Raw genomic sequence first — 13049 nt, 5'->3', positions numbered from 1 at the left:
GCATTATGTCGCACGTAGAGTTACAACCGGGTTTTGACTTTCAGCAAGCAGGTAAAGAAGTCCTGGCGATTGAACGTGAATGCCTGGCGGAGCTTGATCAATACATCAATCAGAATTTCACGCTTGCCTGTGAAAAGATGTTCTGGTGTAAAGGGAAAGTTGTCGTCATGGGGATGGGGAAATCGGGGCACATCGGGCGCAAAATGGCAGCAACATTTGCCAGCACCGGTACACCTTCATTTTTCGTCCATCCTGGCGAAGCCGCGCATGGTGATTTAGGCATGGTCACCCCACAGGATGTGGTGATTGCTATCTCTAACTCAGGTGAATCCAGCGAAATCACGGCCTTAATTCCAGTGCTTAAGCGTCTTCACGTACCGTTAATCTGCATCACCGGTTGCCCGGAGAGCAGCATGGCGCGCGCCGCAGATGTGCATCTGTGTGTTAAAGTAGCGAAAGAAGCCTGTCCGTTAGGGCTGGCACCGACCAGCAGCACAACCGCCACGCTGGTTATGGGCGATGCCCTCGCTGTCGCGCTGTTAAAAGCACGCGGCTTTACTGCTGAAGATTTTGCGCTCTCACACCCAGGCGGCGCACTGGGTCGTAAACTTCTGCTGCGCGTAAACGATATTATGCATACGGGCGATGAGATCCCGCATGTTAAGAAAACGGCCAGTCTGCGTGACGCATTGCTGGAAGTTACCCGCAAAAATCTTGGTATGACTGTCATTTGCGATGACAATATGATGATTGAAGGCATCTTTACCGACGGTGATTTACGCCGTGTCTTCGATATGGGCGTGGATGTTCGTCGGTTAAGTATTGCCGATGTGATGACGCCGGGGGGAATACGCGTGCGCCCAGGCATTCTGGCCGTTGAGGCACTGAACTTAATGCAGTCCCGCCATATCACCTCCGTGATGGTTGCCGATGGCGACCATTTACTCGGTGTGTTACATATGCATGATTTACTGCGTGCAGGCGTAGTGTAAAGATTCAAGGATAAACAACAATGAGCAAAGCAGGTGCGTCGCTTGCGACCTGTTACGGCCCTGTCAGCGCCGACGTTATGGCAAAAGCAGAGAACATTCGTCTGCTGATCCTCGACGTTGATGGCGTACTGTCAGATGGCCTGATTTATATGGGCAATAACGGCGAAGAGCTGAAAGCGTTCAATGTTCGTGACGGTTATGGCATTCGTTGTGCGCTCACCTCTGATATTGAAGTCGCTATCATTACCGGGCGAAAGGCTAAACTGGTAGAAGATCGTTGTGCCACATTGGGGATCACTCACTTGTATCAGGGGCAGTCAAACAAACTGATCGCCTTTAGCGATCTGCTGGAAAAACTGGCGATTGCCCCGGAAAATGTGGCTTATGTCGGCGATGATCTCATCGACTGGCCGGTAATGGAAAAAGTGGGTTTAAGCGTCGCCGTGGCCGATGCGCATCCACTGTTGATCCCGCGCGCCGATTACGTAACGCGCATTGCTGGCGGTCGTGGCGCAGTGCGAGAAGTTTGCGACTTATTACTCCTGGCGCAGGGCAAACTGGATGAAGCCAAAGGGCAATCGATATGAGTAAAGCCAGACGTTGGGTTATCATTGTGCTATCACTGGCGGTTCTGGTGATGATCGGCATTAATATGGCCGAAAAAGACGATACCGCCCAGGTGGTCGTCAACAACAATGATCCCACCTATAAAAGCGAGCATACGGACACGCTCGTCTATAACCCAGAAGGGGCACTAAGCTATCGATTGATTGCTCAACACGTTGAATATTATTCCGATCAGGCCGTTTCGTGGTTTACGCAGCCGGTACTTACCACGTTTGATAAGGATAAAATCCCGACATGGTCCGTAAAAGCAGATAAAGCCAAGCTGACCAATGACCGGATGCTCTATTTATATGGACACGTTGAAGTCAATGCACTCGTGCCGGACTCTCAACTTCGCAGAATCACGACGGATAACGCGCAGATCAATCTGGTGACGCAGGATGTTACCTCTGAAGACCTCGTCACGTTATACGGAACAACATTTAACTCCAGCGGTCTGAAAATGCGCGGCAACTTACGCAGCAAGAACGCCGAGCTGATTGAAAAGGTTAGAACATCCTATGAAATTCAAAACAAACAAACTCAGCCTTAATCTTGTGCTTGCCAGCTCACTTCTGGCCGCCAGCATTCCGGCATTTGCCGTAACCGGAGATACTGATCAGCCGATCCACATTGAATCGGACCAGCAATCTCTTGATATGCAAGGCAACGTGGTTACCTTTACCGGCAATGTCATCGTCACCCAGGGCACCATCAAAATTAATGCCGACAAAGTGGTCGTTACCCGTCCGGGCGGCGAACAAGGTAAAGAAGTGATTGACGGCTACGGTAAACCGGCAACGTTCTACCAGATGCAGGACAACGGTAAACCCGTTGAAGGTCACGCTTCCCAGATGCACTACGAACTGGCAAAAGATTTTGTCGTTCTGACGGGTAATGCTTATCTGCAGCAGGTCGATAGCAACATTAAGGGCGATAAGATCACTTACCTGGTGAAAGAGCAGAAAATGCAGGCTTTCAGCGACAAAGGCAAGCGCGTAACCACCGTTCTGGTGCCGTCGCAGCTGCAGGACAAAAACAATAAAGGCCAGACCCCGGCACAGAAGAAGGGTAATTAATTCGTTATGGCAACATTAACTGCAAAGAACCTTGCAAAAGCCTATAAAGGCCGTCGCGTGGTAGAAGACGTCAGCCTGACCGTCAACTCCGGGGAAATTGTCGGTCTGCTGGGGCCAAACGGTGCCGGTAAGACCACCACTTTCTACATGGTTGTTGGCATTGTGCCGCGCGATGCGGGCAACATCATTATTGATGATGACGATATCAGTCTGCTGCCTCTGCATGCACGCGCGCGCCGCGGTATCGGCTATCTGCCGCAGGAAGCCTCCATTTTCCGTCGCCTCAGCGTTTACGATAACCTGATGGCGGTACTGCAAATTCGTGACGACTTGTCTGCTGAACAACGTGAAGACCGCGCGAACGAGCTGATGGAAGAGTTTCACATTGAGCACCTGCGTGACAGCATGGGGCAGTCACTCTCCGGGGGTGAACGTCGCCGTGTAGAAATTGCCCGCGCACTGGCTGCGAATCCGAAATTTATTCTGCTCGACGAACCGTTTGCCGGGGTTGACCCGATCTCGGTTATCGACATTAAACGCATCATTGAGCACCTGCGCGACAGCGGCCTGGGCGTACTGATCACTGACCACAACGTGCGTGAAACACTGGCGGTTTGTGAACGCGCTTATATCGTCAGTCAGGGGCATTTGATCGCCCACGGCACGCCTACAGAAATCTTACAAGACGAACACGTTAAGCGTGTATACCTTGGGGAAGACTTCAGACTCTGATAGGGTAGAAGTTTGCGACGTTTTAGCAGGAGAGTACGATTCTGAACATGAAGCAAGGTTTGCAACTCAGGCTTAGCCAACAACTGGCGATGACGCCACAGCTCCAACAGGCAATTCGTCTGTTGCAGTTGTCGACGCTGGAACTTCAGCAGGAGCTACAGCAGGCGCTGGAGAGCAATCCGCTGCTTGAGCAAATCGACACTCATGAAGAAATCGACACCCGCGAAACGCAAGACAGTGAAACACTGGACACCGCCGACGCGCTCGAACAAAAAGAGATGCCGGAAGAGCTGCCGCTCGATGCCAGTTGGGACACCATTTACACCGCTGGTACACCATCCGGCACCAGCGGTGACTACATTGACGACGAGCTGCCGGTCTATCAGGGCGAAACGACACAGACCTTACAGGATTACCTGATGTGGCAGGTCGAGTTGACACCGTTTTCCGACACTGACCGCGCTATTGCTACCTCTATCGTCGATGCCGTTGATGACACCGGTTATCTGACTGTCCCGCTGGAAGATATTCTCGAAAGTATGGGCGATGAAGAGATTGACATCGACGAAGTTGAAGCCGTCCTTAAGCGGATCCAACGGTTTGATCCGGTCGGTGTGGCGGCAAAAGATCTGCGTGACTGCCTGCTGATCCAACTCTCCCAATTCGATAAGACCACGCCATGGCTGGAAGAGGCCAGACTGATCATTAGCGATCATCTCGATCTATTAGCCAATCACGACTTCCGCACTTTAATGCGCGTCACGCGTCTGAAAGAAGATGTGCTGAAAGAAGCCGTCAATCTGATCCAGTCGCTCGATCCGCGCCCCGGGCAGTCGATCCAGACTGGCGAACCTGAGTATGTCATTCCAGATGTGCTGGTGCGTAAGCATAACGGTCACTGGACGGTAGAACTCAACAGTGACAGCATTCCGCGTCTGCAAATCAACCAGCACTACGCCTCGATGTGCAATAACGCGCGCAACGATGGTGATAGCCAGTTTATCCGCAGCAATCTGCAGGATGCCAAATGGTTGATCAAGAGTCTGGAAAGCCGTAACGATACGCTACTGCGCGTGAGTCGCTGTATCGTTGAACAGCAGCAAGCCTTCTTTGAGCAAGGCGAAGAATATATGAAACCGATGGTACTGGCCGATATCGCCCAGGCCGTCGAGATGCATGAATCGACGATATCTCGCGTGACCACGCAAAAATACCTGCATAGTCCACGAGGCATTTTTGAACTGAAGTATTTCTTTTCCAGTCACGTCAATACCGAGGGCGGCGGCGAAGCTTCCTCCACGGCGATTCGTGCGCTGGTGAAGAAATTAATCGCGGCGGAAAACCCAGCGAAACCGTTGAGCGACAGCAAGTTAACCTCTTTGCTGTCGGAACAAGGTATCATGGTGGCTCGCCGCACTGTTGCGAAGTACCGAGAGTCTTTATCCATTCCGCCGTCAAACCAGCGTAAACAGCTCGTTTGACCCAACCGATAAGGAAGACACTATGCAGCTCAACATTACCGGAAATAACGTCGAGATCACCGAGGCACTGCGCGAATTTGTTACAGCCAAATTTGCCAAACTTGAGCAATATTTTGACCGAATCAACCAGGTCTATGTTGTTCTGAAAGTGGAGAAAGTCACCCACACCTCAGATGCAACACTGCATGTAAACGGTGGTGAAATTCATGCCAGCGCGGAAGGTCAGGACATGTACGCTGCCATTGATGGCTTAATTGATAAGCTGGCACGCCAGTTGACCAAACATAAAGATAAACTGAAACAACACTAATTGTCCGGGCAATTAGCATGTGCATGGCGGCCTGTTGTGCGGCACAACGGGCCATTTGTACGGTTAATGCCCCGAGCCTGTTCCACTGTTTGAGTGGGCAGGTTCTTAGGTGAAATTATGACAAATAATGATACAACTCTACAGCTTAGCAGTGTTCTTAACAGGGAATGTACGCGAAGCCGCGTCCACTGTCAGAGCAAAAAACGCGCCCTGGAAATCATCAGCGAGCTGGCAGCGAAACAACTTAGCCTGGCGCCCCAGGTGGTTTTTGAAGCTATCCTGACGCGGGAAAAAATGGGCAGTACCGGTATCGGCAATGGTATTGCCATTCCGCATGGCAAACTGGAAGAAGATACTCTGCGCGCCGTTGGCGTTTTCGTTCAGCTCGAAACGCCTATAGCTTTCGATGCCATCGACAACCAACCGGTGGACTTACTTTTTGCCCTGCTGGTGCCGGCAGACCAAACTAAAACGCACCTGCATACTCTGTCGCTGGTAGCGAAACGTCTGGCGGACAAAACCATCTGCCGCCGTTTACGCGCAGCCCAGAGCGATGAAGAGCTGTATCAAATCATTACGGATACCGAAGGTACTCCGGATGAAGCGTAGTTATTCGGTAATGTCTCTTTTAGACGTTGTGAGGAGAAACAGTACATGGTACTGATGATCGTCAGCGGACGTTCAGGTTCAGGTAAATCTGTCGCCCTGCGTGCGCTGGAAGATATGGGTTTTTACTGCGTGGATAACCTTCCCGTAGTGTTGTTACCCGATCTGGCTCGAACTCTGGCCGATCGAGAGATTTCTGCCGCCGTCAGCATTGATGTTCGTAATATGCCGGAGTCACCAGAAATATTCGAACAGGCGATGAGTAACCTGCCTGACGCTTTCTCACCGCAACTACTGTTCCTGGATGCCGACCGTAATACCTTAATTCGTCGTTACAGTGACACGCGCCGACTGCATCCGCTTTCCAGCAAAAACCTGTCGCTGGAAAGTGCTATCGACAAAGAAAGCGATTTGCTGGAGCCTCTGCGTTCGCGAGCGGATCTGATTGTCGACACCTCAGAAATGTCCGTTCACGAGCTGGCAGAAATGCTGCGTACCCGTCTGCTGGGTAAACGTGAACGTGAACTGACCATGGTCTTTGAGTCTTTCGGCTTCAAACACGGTATCCCTATCGATGCAGATTACGTCTTTGACGTGCGCTTCTTGCCGAACCCGCACTGGGATCCGAAACTGCGTCCAATGACAGGTCTTGATAAACCTGTCGCCGCGTTCCTCGACCGCCACACAGAAGTACACAATTTTATCTACCAGACGCGAAGCTATCTTGAGCTATGGTTACCTATGCTGGAAACCAACAACCGTAGCTACCTGACGGTCGCCATTGGTTGTACCGGCGGGAAGCACCGTTCGGTGTATATTGCAGAGCAACTGGCAGACTACTTCCGCTCGCGCGGTAAAAACGTCCAGTCACGCCATCGGACGCTGGAAAAACGTAAACCATGACCGTCAAGCAAACTGTTGAAATCACAAACAAGCTGGGCATGCATGCCCGGCCTGCAATGAAGCTGTTTGAATTAATGCAGGGTTTTGACGCTGAAGTGCTGTTACGTAATGACGAAGGCACCGAGGCTGAAGCCAACAGCGTTATTGCGCTGCTGATGTTGGATTCTGCCAAAGGACGGCAGATTGAAGTTGAAGCGACCGGTCCACAGGAAGAGGAAGCACTGGCCGCCGTTATCGCCCTCTTTAACTCTGGTTTTGATGAAGATTAATCTTCATCACTTTGACATTCAAATCCCTTCAAGCTCCCCCGGCAATAAGAAAAGCGCGTACTGAAATCGTTATCAATCAACATCAATTGTACATTTCGTGCGCTTTTTACTTTCAGAAGAACCTTAAGAAAACCTTAAGAAGCATTGTTTAGATTTCGTTTAAGTTAATCGACCATACTGGAGATCGTCAGAAAATATTTCCAGGAGATGGCATGATTCGCTTATCTGAACAAAGTCCCCTGGGCACCGGAAGACATCGGAAATGTTATGCGCATCCGGAAGATGCCCAACGCTGTATCAAGATTGTCTACCATCGTGGCGATGGTGGCGATAAAGAGATCCGCCGTGAGTTAAAGTACTACGCGCATCTTGGTCGCCGGTTAAAAGACTGGAGTGGAATACCGCGCTATCACGGTACCATTGAGACGGATTGCGGAACCGGTTATGTCTACGATGTGATTGCCGATTTCGACGGCAAGCCTTCCATTACGCTGACCGAATTTGCAGAACAATGCCGTTACGAAGAAGACATTGCACAACTGCGCCAGTTACTGAAACAGCTGAAGCGTTATTTGCAGGATAACCGTATCGTGACGATGTCGCTGAAGCCGCAGAATATCCTCTGTCACCGCATCAGTGAGTCAGAGGTTACCCCCGTCGTCTGCGACAACATTGGTGAAAGCACATTGATTCCACTGGCGACCTGGTCGAAGTGGTGTTGTCTGCGTAAGCAAGAGCGGTTATGGAAACGATTTATCGCCCAACCGGCGCTGGCTATTGCCCTGCAGAAAGATCTGCAACCTCGTGAGAGCAAAACGCTGGCCCTCACTTCGCGCGAAGCTTAATCAAGCTGGTGTTGTTGCATAAACGGCTCACCGCCTAACTGATACATCTGCCGTAAAATCCACGCCTGACGGCTACGCACGTAGCCCGATGGCGCGGAGACTTTGAAACGAAGTGGATTAGGTAATACAGCTGCCAGCAATGCAGCTTCCGACCGGGTAAGTTTGCTCGCGGGTTTGTGGAAATAACGTTGTGCCGCAGCTTCGACGCCAAACACACCGTCGCCAAATTCGGCGATATTCAGGTAAACCGTCAGGATACGCTTTTTGCTCCAGACTGTTTCTATCCCCAGCGTTAATCCGGCTTCCAACCCTTTTCGAACCCAGCTACGCCCATCCCATAAAAAGAGATTTTTGGCTGTCTGCTGAGAAATCGTTGAAGCACCGCGAATACGGTTTTCATTGCGCTCGTTGTGCGCCAGGGCTTGCTCAATGGAAGCGACATCAAAGCCCCAGTGCTCAGGAAATTTCTGATCTTCTGCGGCAATCACCGCCAGTCCCATCCACGGCGAGATTTGATCCATACTGACCCAGTCAGAATGTGCCACGTAACGAAAATTGCCATGCAGCCAGGCGCTGACTTGCCGCTCGACCATTACTGCTGAGAAAGGAACAGGCGCAACGCTAAACAACGCGATGCCCCCGCCCCAGAAAATGGCGAGGACAACCATTAACCGCAGAAGAAAACGGCGAACGAAACTAAACACCGTTAAGCGGCTTTTACTCATTCAGCCAGAACCAGCACGCGGGAAACCAGCTTATCAATGCCGCTCGCCGCTTCTGCAATGTTCTGCGCCAGCATATATGCCGGGGTGGTGACAATCTTATTGTCTTCATCAACCACGATATCATCGACAGGACACGGCACATGCTCCGCGCCCATCTCTTCCAGCACTTCTGCGGTATCGATATCAGTACCGATGGTCAAACGCAGCGGGAAATCGAAAATTTTCGGCAGTATCGCCGGTGCTATACACATAAAACCAAGCGGTTTTCCGGCCTGATGCATCGCTTGTGCCAGCGCCTTTAATTCACGGTCAACGGTGCATTCGCTACCAAGACTGGCAAAATTGCTTAAATTCTTCGCCGCGCCAAAACCCCCCGGCACAATCAACGCATCCAGTTCAGCGGCATCGGCCTGGGCCAGAGGACGGATTTCACCGCGCGTTATTCGTGCCGCTTCAATCAGCACATTGCGCGTTTCCGTCATCGCTTCACCAGTTAAATGGTTGATAACATCAACCTGCTGCTTATCCGGTGCAAAGCAGACCGCCTGCGCACCGCTGCGTGAAATAGCTAACAACGTCAACACCGCTTCATGAATTTCAGAACCGTCATAGACGCCGCATCCGCTCAGAATTACGCCAATTTTCTTCATTGTGATCTTCCTTTCGCAATTGACTGAAACACATTAATTTTTTTAATAAAAATGCTACGCATCACACATTTAACTGATTCATGTAACAAATCATTTAAGTTTTGCTATCTTAACTGCGTGCGGCCTGAAAAACAGTGCTGTGCCCTTGTAACTCATCATAATAATTTACGGCGCAGCCAAGATTTCCCTGGTGTTGGCGCAGTATTCGCGCACCCCGGTCTAGCCGGGGTCATTTTTTAGTGGCTTTTGCCACCCACGCTTTCAGTACTTCTACGTCGTGACGCCACTCTTCTTTCATCTCTTCAATCCATTCACCGACGTTATCTTCCCAGGCGGGAAGGTCAGGAGACTGAATTTGCTGACCCAGCTGTTGCAGATGGCGTAACCCCACTGACCCCGCCGCACCTTTAATTTTATGCCCTTCCTCAACAATGCCTTTTTTATCCTGCGCCGTCAGATTCGACTCCAGCACGCTGACATAGCCCGGCATCATTCTCTCAAACACCGCTAACCCGTCGGTGATCAGCTTCGGTCCTACAAGTTCGAGATACTGTTCCAGCATGGGAATATCGAGCAATGCTTCTGATTTACTGTTCTCTTCTGTCGTCACCGTACTCTCCTCATCATCCTGGGTATCCCAGAATTTCTTGATCATCGCGGTTAGCGCCGGAACAGAAAGCGGCTTACTCAGCACATCATCCATTCCAGCATTGAGGTACTCTTGTTTGTCTTTCAGCACGTTAGCGGTTAAGGCCACCAGCGGCGGTAAATCCTCGCGCGGATAACGCTTCGTCAGTGCACGAGAGATATCCAACCCGGTCATATCTGGCAACTGAATATCCAGCAACACCAGGTCGTATTCGCCCGGTTTAAACATCTCCAGCGCCGCCTTGCCGGTCATGGCGACATCAACGCTGTTACCTAACTTTTCCAGCACAGAGCGCGCGACAATCACGTTCAGTTCAATGTCTTCCACCAGCAGCACATTCAGCGCCGGTAAAGGCATATCGTCTTCATCAAACGCATCATCAACCTCTTCTGCTACCGACGGTGCGTGGATCGTCAACGTAAAGGTTGAACCTTTGCCCTGTTCGCTGGTAACCGTAATATCGCCGCCCATATTTTTCGCCAGACGACGAGAAACGGCCAGACCAATACCGGTGCCGGTGGCAGGTTTACCGCCATGACTGTCTTTCACCTGGTAATACATGGCAAAGATTTTATCCAGCTCATCCTGCGGAATGCCGATACCAGAGTCTTCCACTTCAAAATGCAGCATATCGCCTTCATCGTAGCGCACGCGCACGGTAACCTGGCCTTGCTGAGTGAATTTGACGGCGTTACTGATGAGGTTCCACAAGATCTGCCGTAAACGCGTCCCGTCGGTAATGACCTGATGCGGTAATGGCAGCGTCGGCTCCAGATTAAAGCGCAATCCTTTTTGTTGCGCCTGCAATGCGGAGAGATTTTCCAGATCGGCAAGGAAGCTGGTGAAATCAACCGGTTGATTATCAAGCTGGACCTTGCGCCGTTCCATCTTATCCATGTCGATAATATCGTTGAAGATATTCCCCAGCGTGACAGCCGAAACATGGATGGTTTTGAGATATTTTTCCTGCTCGGCGGTGAGTTCAGTATCCAGCAGAATGCGGCTCAGGCCGACGATACCGTTCAGCGGTGTACGCAATTCGTGACTGATGGTGGAGATAAACGTCGTTTTGTCGCGGCTGGCGCGTTCAAGCGCATCCTGATACCGCTTACGCTCGGTAATGTCGCGACCAAAGCCCATCAAACCGTGACGTTTACCCACGCGGTCGTAGTACGGTACTTTACGGATTTCAAAGCAGGCTTTGCGTCCGTCGGGATAATCCAGCCACTGCTCATAGGTCAGTGACACATTATGACGGAACACTTTTTCATCGGTTTCAATGACTTTCGCAGCGGCTTCCGGTGAGTAAACATCAGCAGGTTTCAGGTGAACCAGTTGTTTTTCGCTTTTTCCGGTCAGCAGCTCCATCGCGCGGTTACAGCCGGAAAACTCTTTATCTTCGTTACGATAAAAAACCAGGTCGGGTGAAGCGTCAAGGAAGGAACGTAAGAATGAGGATTGCTGCTCGAGCTGAATTTGTGTCTCTTCGCGCTCTTTGATTTCAATTTTCAGTTGGCCGAAGGTTTCCTGCAGTTCTGCTTCCGCTTTTTCACGAACGGCGATTTCCTGATTTAGCTGGGCAATATTATCTTTTAACTGAACGTTGAGGCTCAAATCGCGCTCGCGCATCTCCTCCAGTTTTTGCACCAGTCGTGACAGACGTTGTCGTGACTCCTCCAGTTGCTCGACGACCACCGATAGAAAGTAGACCGCCCACGGCGTAATCAGCAAACCAAAGAAGATAGAACGAATAACATCAATGCTTTCGACCTGGCCATGCAGCACCATGGTTACCGCCATTTGTACCACAATGGCAAGAACGACGAGGGCCAGCGCCAGCAACATTGAGAAGCGCACCAGACCTAACTTCATCATCAGGTCAACATAATACTGCGCCAGCAGACGAATTTGCTTCATTAGGGAATTCCTTCACGACAACCTGCCCCAATAATACCCAATTCTGACAGTTACGTTATAAATTGTGTGAGAAATGCGGAATTCCCCTCAATGGCCTACGCCGTTGGAGGTAGCCACGGACGTCCCAGCGCCGATCCCTGTACGCCATGTTCATTCAGATAACGATCCAGCCCGACCATTCCCGTCCATCGATTTTCGCACCACAGCGGAGCAAGCAGCGTCGGGCGACGGGCGCTGGCGGAAATGCGATGGTAGATCACTTCCGGTGGCGTATGGCGAATCATTTCTCCGGCAGTGAGCGTGTAATCCTCCAGTTCAATTCCGTTCAAACGCCCCGCTTCCCAGGCTTTCGCCATAATGCTGCCTTTCACTATATGCAGCGGATGCAGCTTTATGCCGTCCACGCCGGTTTCAACCACTCGCTCCAGCGTTTGCAAACATTCAGCCTGCCCTTCGCCAGGCAGGCCAACAATTAAGTGAGAACACACCTTCAGCCCGCGCTCACGCGCCAGCTGCGTCGTGCGCTGATAGCAGGCAAAATCATGACCGCGATTGATGCGATGCAGTGTTTTGTCGTGGGCGGTTTGTAGCCCCAGCTCCAACCACACTTCGTAGCCCTGGTCCTTATATTCGCAAAGCAAATCCAGCACCGCATCCGGCACGCAGTCCGGGCGGGTACCAACACACAAACCGACAATATTGGCCTGGCTCACCGCCTGCTGATACATCGAACGCAGCACCTGAACTTCCGCAAAGGTGCTGGTATACGCCTGAAAGTAGGCCAGATAGCGTTTAGCGCGGTTAACTAAATTCGCCTGGTGCGCCAGTTGCTCGGCAATGGAACGATGCTGCTGCGCTTCATCGGCAAACGAGGCAACATTACAGAATGTGCAGCCGCCACGCCCGATGGTACCGTCACGGTTAGGGCAGCTAAAACCGCCGTGCAGCGTCAGCTTATGCACCTTTTGCCCATAACGACGGGTGAGATCACCACCAAACATATTGACTAATTTCTGTAACTGCATAATCTGATAGACCGCGCCTTGAAAAGAGGCCAAAGCCTGCCATTTTTAGCCCAATTCGGCGATGACCTGGATCAATCGTCCCGGCCTGCTTTTACAAACTGCATAATCAATCAAAATTACCGAAATTTCATGCACAATCACATAAATCACTTTTGCTTATCTTGTGTCAGATTTTTTTATCTCCTTATGGATTTTAGGCAAAAACAGTAGCATGAAACGTTATTACCAATTAAGGCAGTATAAAATGCTGGTTTTCTCGT

At 51.0% G+C, this 13049-nt stretch carries 15 protein-coding genes; 11 read left to right on the top strand and 4 right to left on the bottom strand.

What is annotated here, in order from left to right; genetic code table 11:
- The first annotated feature begins 5 nt into the window (after nt 1–5).
- The 11 genes from kdsD to yrbL all read left to right on the top strand — a co-directional run bounded on the left by kdsD (nt 6) and on the right by yrbL (nt 7823).
- A complete protein-coding gene (gene kdsD, locus HBM92_RS02695; RefSeq protein WP_001305135.1) occupies nt 6–992 on the top strand; it encodes an arabinose-5-phosphate isomerase KdsD in 987 nt (328 codons plus the stop codon).
- A gap of 20 nt (nt 993–1012) precedes the next feature.
- Nucleotides 1013–1579 (top strand): 3-deoxy-manno-octulosonate-8-phosphatase KdsC, encoded by a 567-nt coding sequence (gene kdsC, locus HBM92_RS02690; protein WP_000030016.1) that lies wholly within the window; start codon nt 1013–1015, stop codon nt 1577–1579.
- The gene (gene lptC / locus HBM92_RS02685) at nt 1576–2151 is read left to right on the top strand and encodes an LPS export ABC transporter periplasmic protein LptC (RefSeq protein ID WP_000030537.1); all 576 of its coding nucleotides are present in this window, start codon (nt 1576–1578) and stop codon (nt 2149–2151) included. The genes kdsC and lptC overlap by 4 nt, the downstream gene beginning before the upstream one ends.
- Nucleotides 2120–2677 carry a lipopolysaccharide ABC transporter substrate-binding protein LptA gene (gene lptA / locus HBM92_RS02680; protein WP_000669785.1) on the top strand — a complete coding sequence of 186 codons (558 nt, stop codon included), beginning with the start codon at nt 2120–2122 and terminating at the stop codon, nt 2675–2677. Before lptC ends, lptA begins: the two co-directional genes overlap by 32 nt.
- A gap of 6 nt (nt 2678–2683) precedes the next feature.
- A complete protein-coding gene (lptB, locus tag HBM92_RS02675; protein ID WP_000224099.1) occupies nt 2684–3409 on the top strand; it encodes an LPS export ABC transporter ATP-binding protein in 726 nt (241 codons plus the stop codon).
- 47 nt (nt 3410–3456) lie between these two features.
- Nucleotides 3457–4890: an RNA polymerase factor sigma-54 gene (gene rpoN, locus HBM92_RS02670; RefSeq protein WP_000809051.1), complete on the top strand. Its 1434-nt coding sequence runs from the start codon at nt 3457–3459 to the stop codon at nt 4888–4890.
- Between the two features lie 22 nt (nt 4891–4912).
- Nucleotides 4913–5200 carry a ribosome hibernation promoting factor gene (gene hpf, locus HBM92_RS02665; RefSeq protein WP_001176599.1) on the top strand — a complete coding sequence of 96 codons (288 nt, stop codon included), beginning with the start codon at nt 4913–4915 and terminating at the stop codon, nt 5198–5200.
- Between the two features lie 117 nt (nt 5201–5317).
- Nucleotides 5318–5809, top strand: coding sequence for a PTS IIA-like nitrogen regulatory protein PtsN (gene ptsN / locus HBM92_RS02660; RefSeq protein WP_000183674.1), 492 nt, complete (start codon nt 5318–5320; stop codon nt 5807–5809).
- Nucleotides 5810–5854: 45 nt separating this feature from the next.
- Entirely contained in the window at nt 5855–6709 is an 855-nt protein-coding gene (gene rapZ, locus HBM92_RS02655; RefSeq protein ID WP_000243741.1) for an RNase adapter RapZ, read from the top strand.
- Nucleotides 6706–6978, top strand: a complete 273-nt coding sequence (gene npr, locus HBM92_RS02650) for a PTS phosphocarrier protein NPr (protein ID WP_000216791.1) — start codon at nt 6706–6708, stop codon at nt 6976–6978. The genes rapZ and npr overlap by 4 nt, the downstream gene beginning before the upstream one ends.
- Before the next feature lie 212 nt (nt 6979–7190).
- Complete coding sequence (gene yrbL / locus HBM92_RS02645; protein WP_000620393.1) at nt 7191–7823, top strand: PhoP regulatory network protein YrbL; 633 nt, start codon at nt 7191–7193, stop codon at nt 7821–7823.
- On the opposite strand, the gene mtgA is transcribed toward yrbL, so the two are convergent.
- The 4 genes from mtgA to HBM92_RS02625 all read right to left on the bottom strand — a co-directional run bounded on the left by mtgA (nt 7820) and on the right by HBM92_RS02625 (nt 12789).
- Nucleotides 7820–8548, bottom strand: a complete 729-nt coding sequence (gene mtgA / locus HBM92_RS02640) for a monofunctional biosynthetic peptidoglycan transglycosylase (protein WP_000047069.1) — start codon at nt 8546–8548, stop codon at nt 7820–7822. The two genes, yrbL and mtgA, sit on opposite strands and share 4 nt — an antisense overlap.
- Nucleotides 8545–9198 (bottom strand): isoprenoid biosynthesis glyoxalase ElbB, encoded by a 654-nt coding sequence (gene elbB / locus HBM92_RS02635; RefSeq protein ID WP_000719791.1) that lies wholly within the window; start codon nt 9196–9198, stop codon nt 8545–8547. Before elbB ends, mtgA begins: the two co-directional genes overlap by 4 nt.
- A 229-nt stretch (nt 9199–9427) precedes the next feature.
- Nucleotides 9428–11764, bottom strand: a complete 2337-nt coding sequence (gene arcB, locus HBM92_RS02630) for an aerobic respiration two-component sensor histidine kinase ArcB (protein WP_000809764.1) — start codon at nt 11762–11764, stop codon at nt 9428–9430.
- A gap of 95 nt (nt 11765–11859) precedes the next feature.
- Complete coding sequence (locus tag HBM92_RS02625; protein WP_001298679.1) at nt 11860–12789, bottom strand: TIGR01212 family radical SAM protein; 930 nt, start codon at nt 12787–12789, stop codon at nt 11860–11862.
- Nucleotides 12790–13049 lie beyond the last annotated feature (260 nt).

It is taken from the genome of Escherichia sp. E.sYA108 (genome assembly GCF_011754335.1).
GTDB classification, from domain to species: domain Bacteria; phylum Pseudomonadota; class Gammaproteobacteria; order Enterobacterales; family Enterobacteriaceae; genus Escherichia; species Escherichia coli.
This window is presented reverse-complemented; position numbering and strand designations above follow the sequence as displayed.

Excerpts from the sequence above, each read along its gene's own strand:
- kdsD (WP_001305135.1), top strand. The coding sequence starts at position 6 with ATGTCGCACGTAGAGTTACAACCGGGTTTTGACTTTCAGCAAGCAGGT.
- kdsC (WP_000030016.1), top strand. The coding sequence starts at position 1,013 with ATGAGCAAAGCAGGTGCGTCGCTTGCGACCTGTTACGGCCCTGTCAGC.
- lptC (WP_000030537.1), top strand. The coding sequence starts at position 1,576 with ATGAGTAAAGCCAGACGTTGGGTTATCATTGTGCTATCACTGGCGGTT.
- lptA (WP_000669785.1), top strand. The coding sequence starts at position 2,120 with ATGAAATTCAAAACAAACAAACTCAGCCTTAATCTTGTGCTTGCCAGC.
- lptB (WP_000224099.1), top strand. The coding sequence starts at position 2,684 with ATGGCAACATTAACTGCAAAGAACCTTGCAAAAGCCTATAAAGGCCGT.
- rpoN (WP_000809051.1), top strand. The coding sequence starts at position 3,457 with ATGAAGCAAGGTTTGCAACTCAGGCTTAGCCAACAACTGGCGATGACG.
- hpf (WP_001176599.1), top strand. The coding sequence starts at position 4,913 with ATGCAGCTCAACATTACCGGAAATAACGTCGAGATCACCGAGGCACTG.
- ptsN (WP_000183674.1), top strand. The coding sequence starts at position 5,318 with ATGACAAATAATGATACAACTCTACAGCTTAGCAGTGTTCTTAACAGG.
- rapZ (WP_000243741.1), top strand. The coding sequence starts at position 5,855 with ATGGTACTGATGATCGTCAGCGGACGTTCAGGTTCAGGTAAATCTGTC.
- npr (WP_000216791.1), top strand. The coding sequence starts at position 6,706 with ATGACCGTCAAGCAAACTGTTGAAATCACAAACAAGCTGGGCATGCAT.
- yrbL (WP_000620393.1), top strand. The coding sequence starts at position 7,191 with ATGATTCGCTTATCTGAACAAAGTCCCCTGGGCACCGGAAGACATCGG.
- mtgA (WP_000047069.1), bottom strand. The coding sequence starts at position 8,548 with ATGAGTAAAAGCCGCTTAACGGTGTTTAGTTTCGTTCGCCGTTTTCTT.
- elbB (WP_000719791.1), bottom strand. The coding sequence starts at position 9,198 with ATGAAGAAAATTGGCGTAATTCTGAGCGGATGCGGCGTCTATGACGGT.
- arcB (WP_000809764.1), bottom strand. The coding sequence starts at position 11,764 with ATGAAGCAAATTCGTCTGCTGGCGCAGTATTATGTTGACCTGATGATG.
- HBM92_RS02625 (WP_001298679.1), bottom strand. The coding sequence starts at position 12,789 with ATGCAGTTACAGAAATTAGTCAATATGTTTGGTGGTGATCTCACCCGT.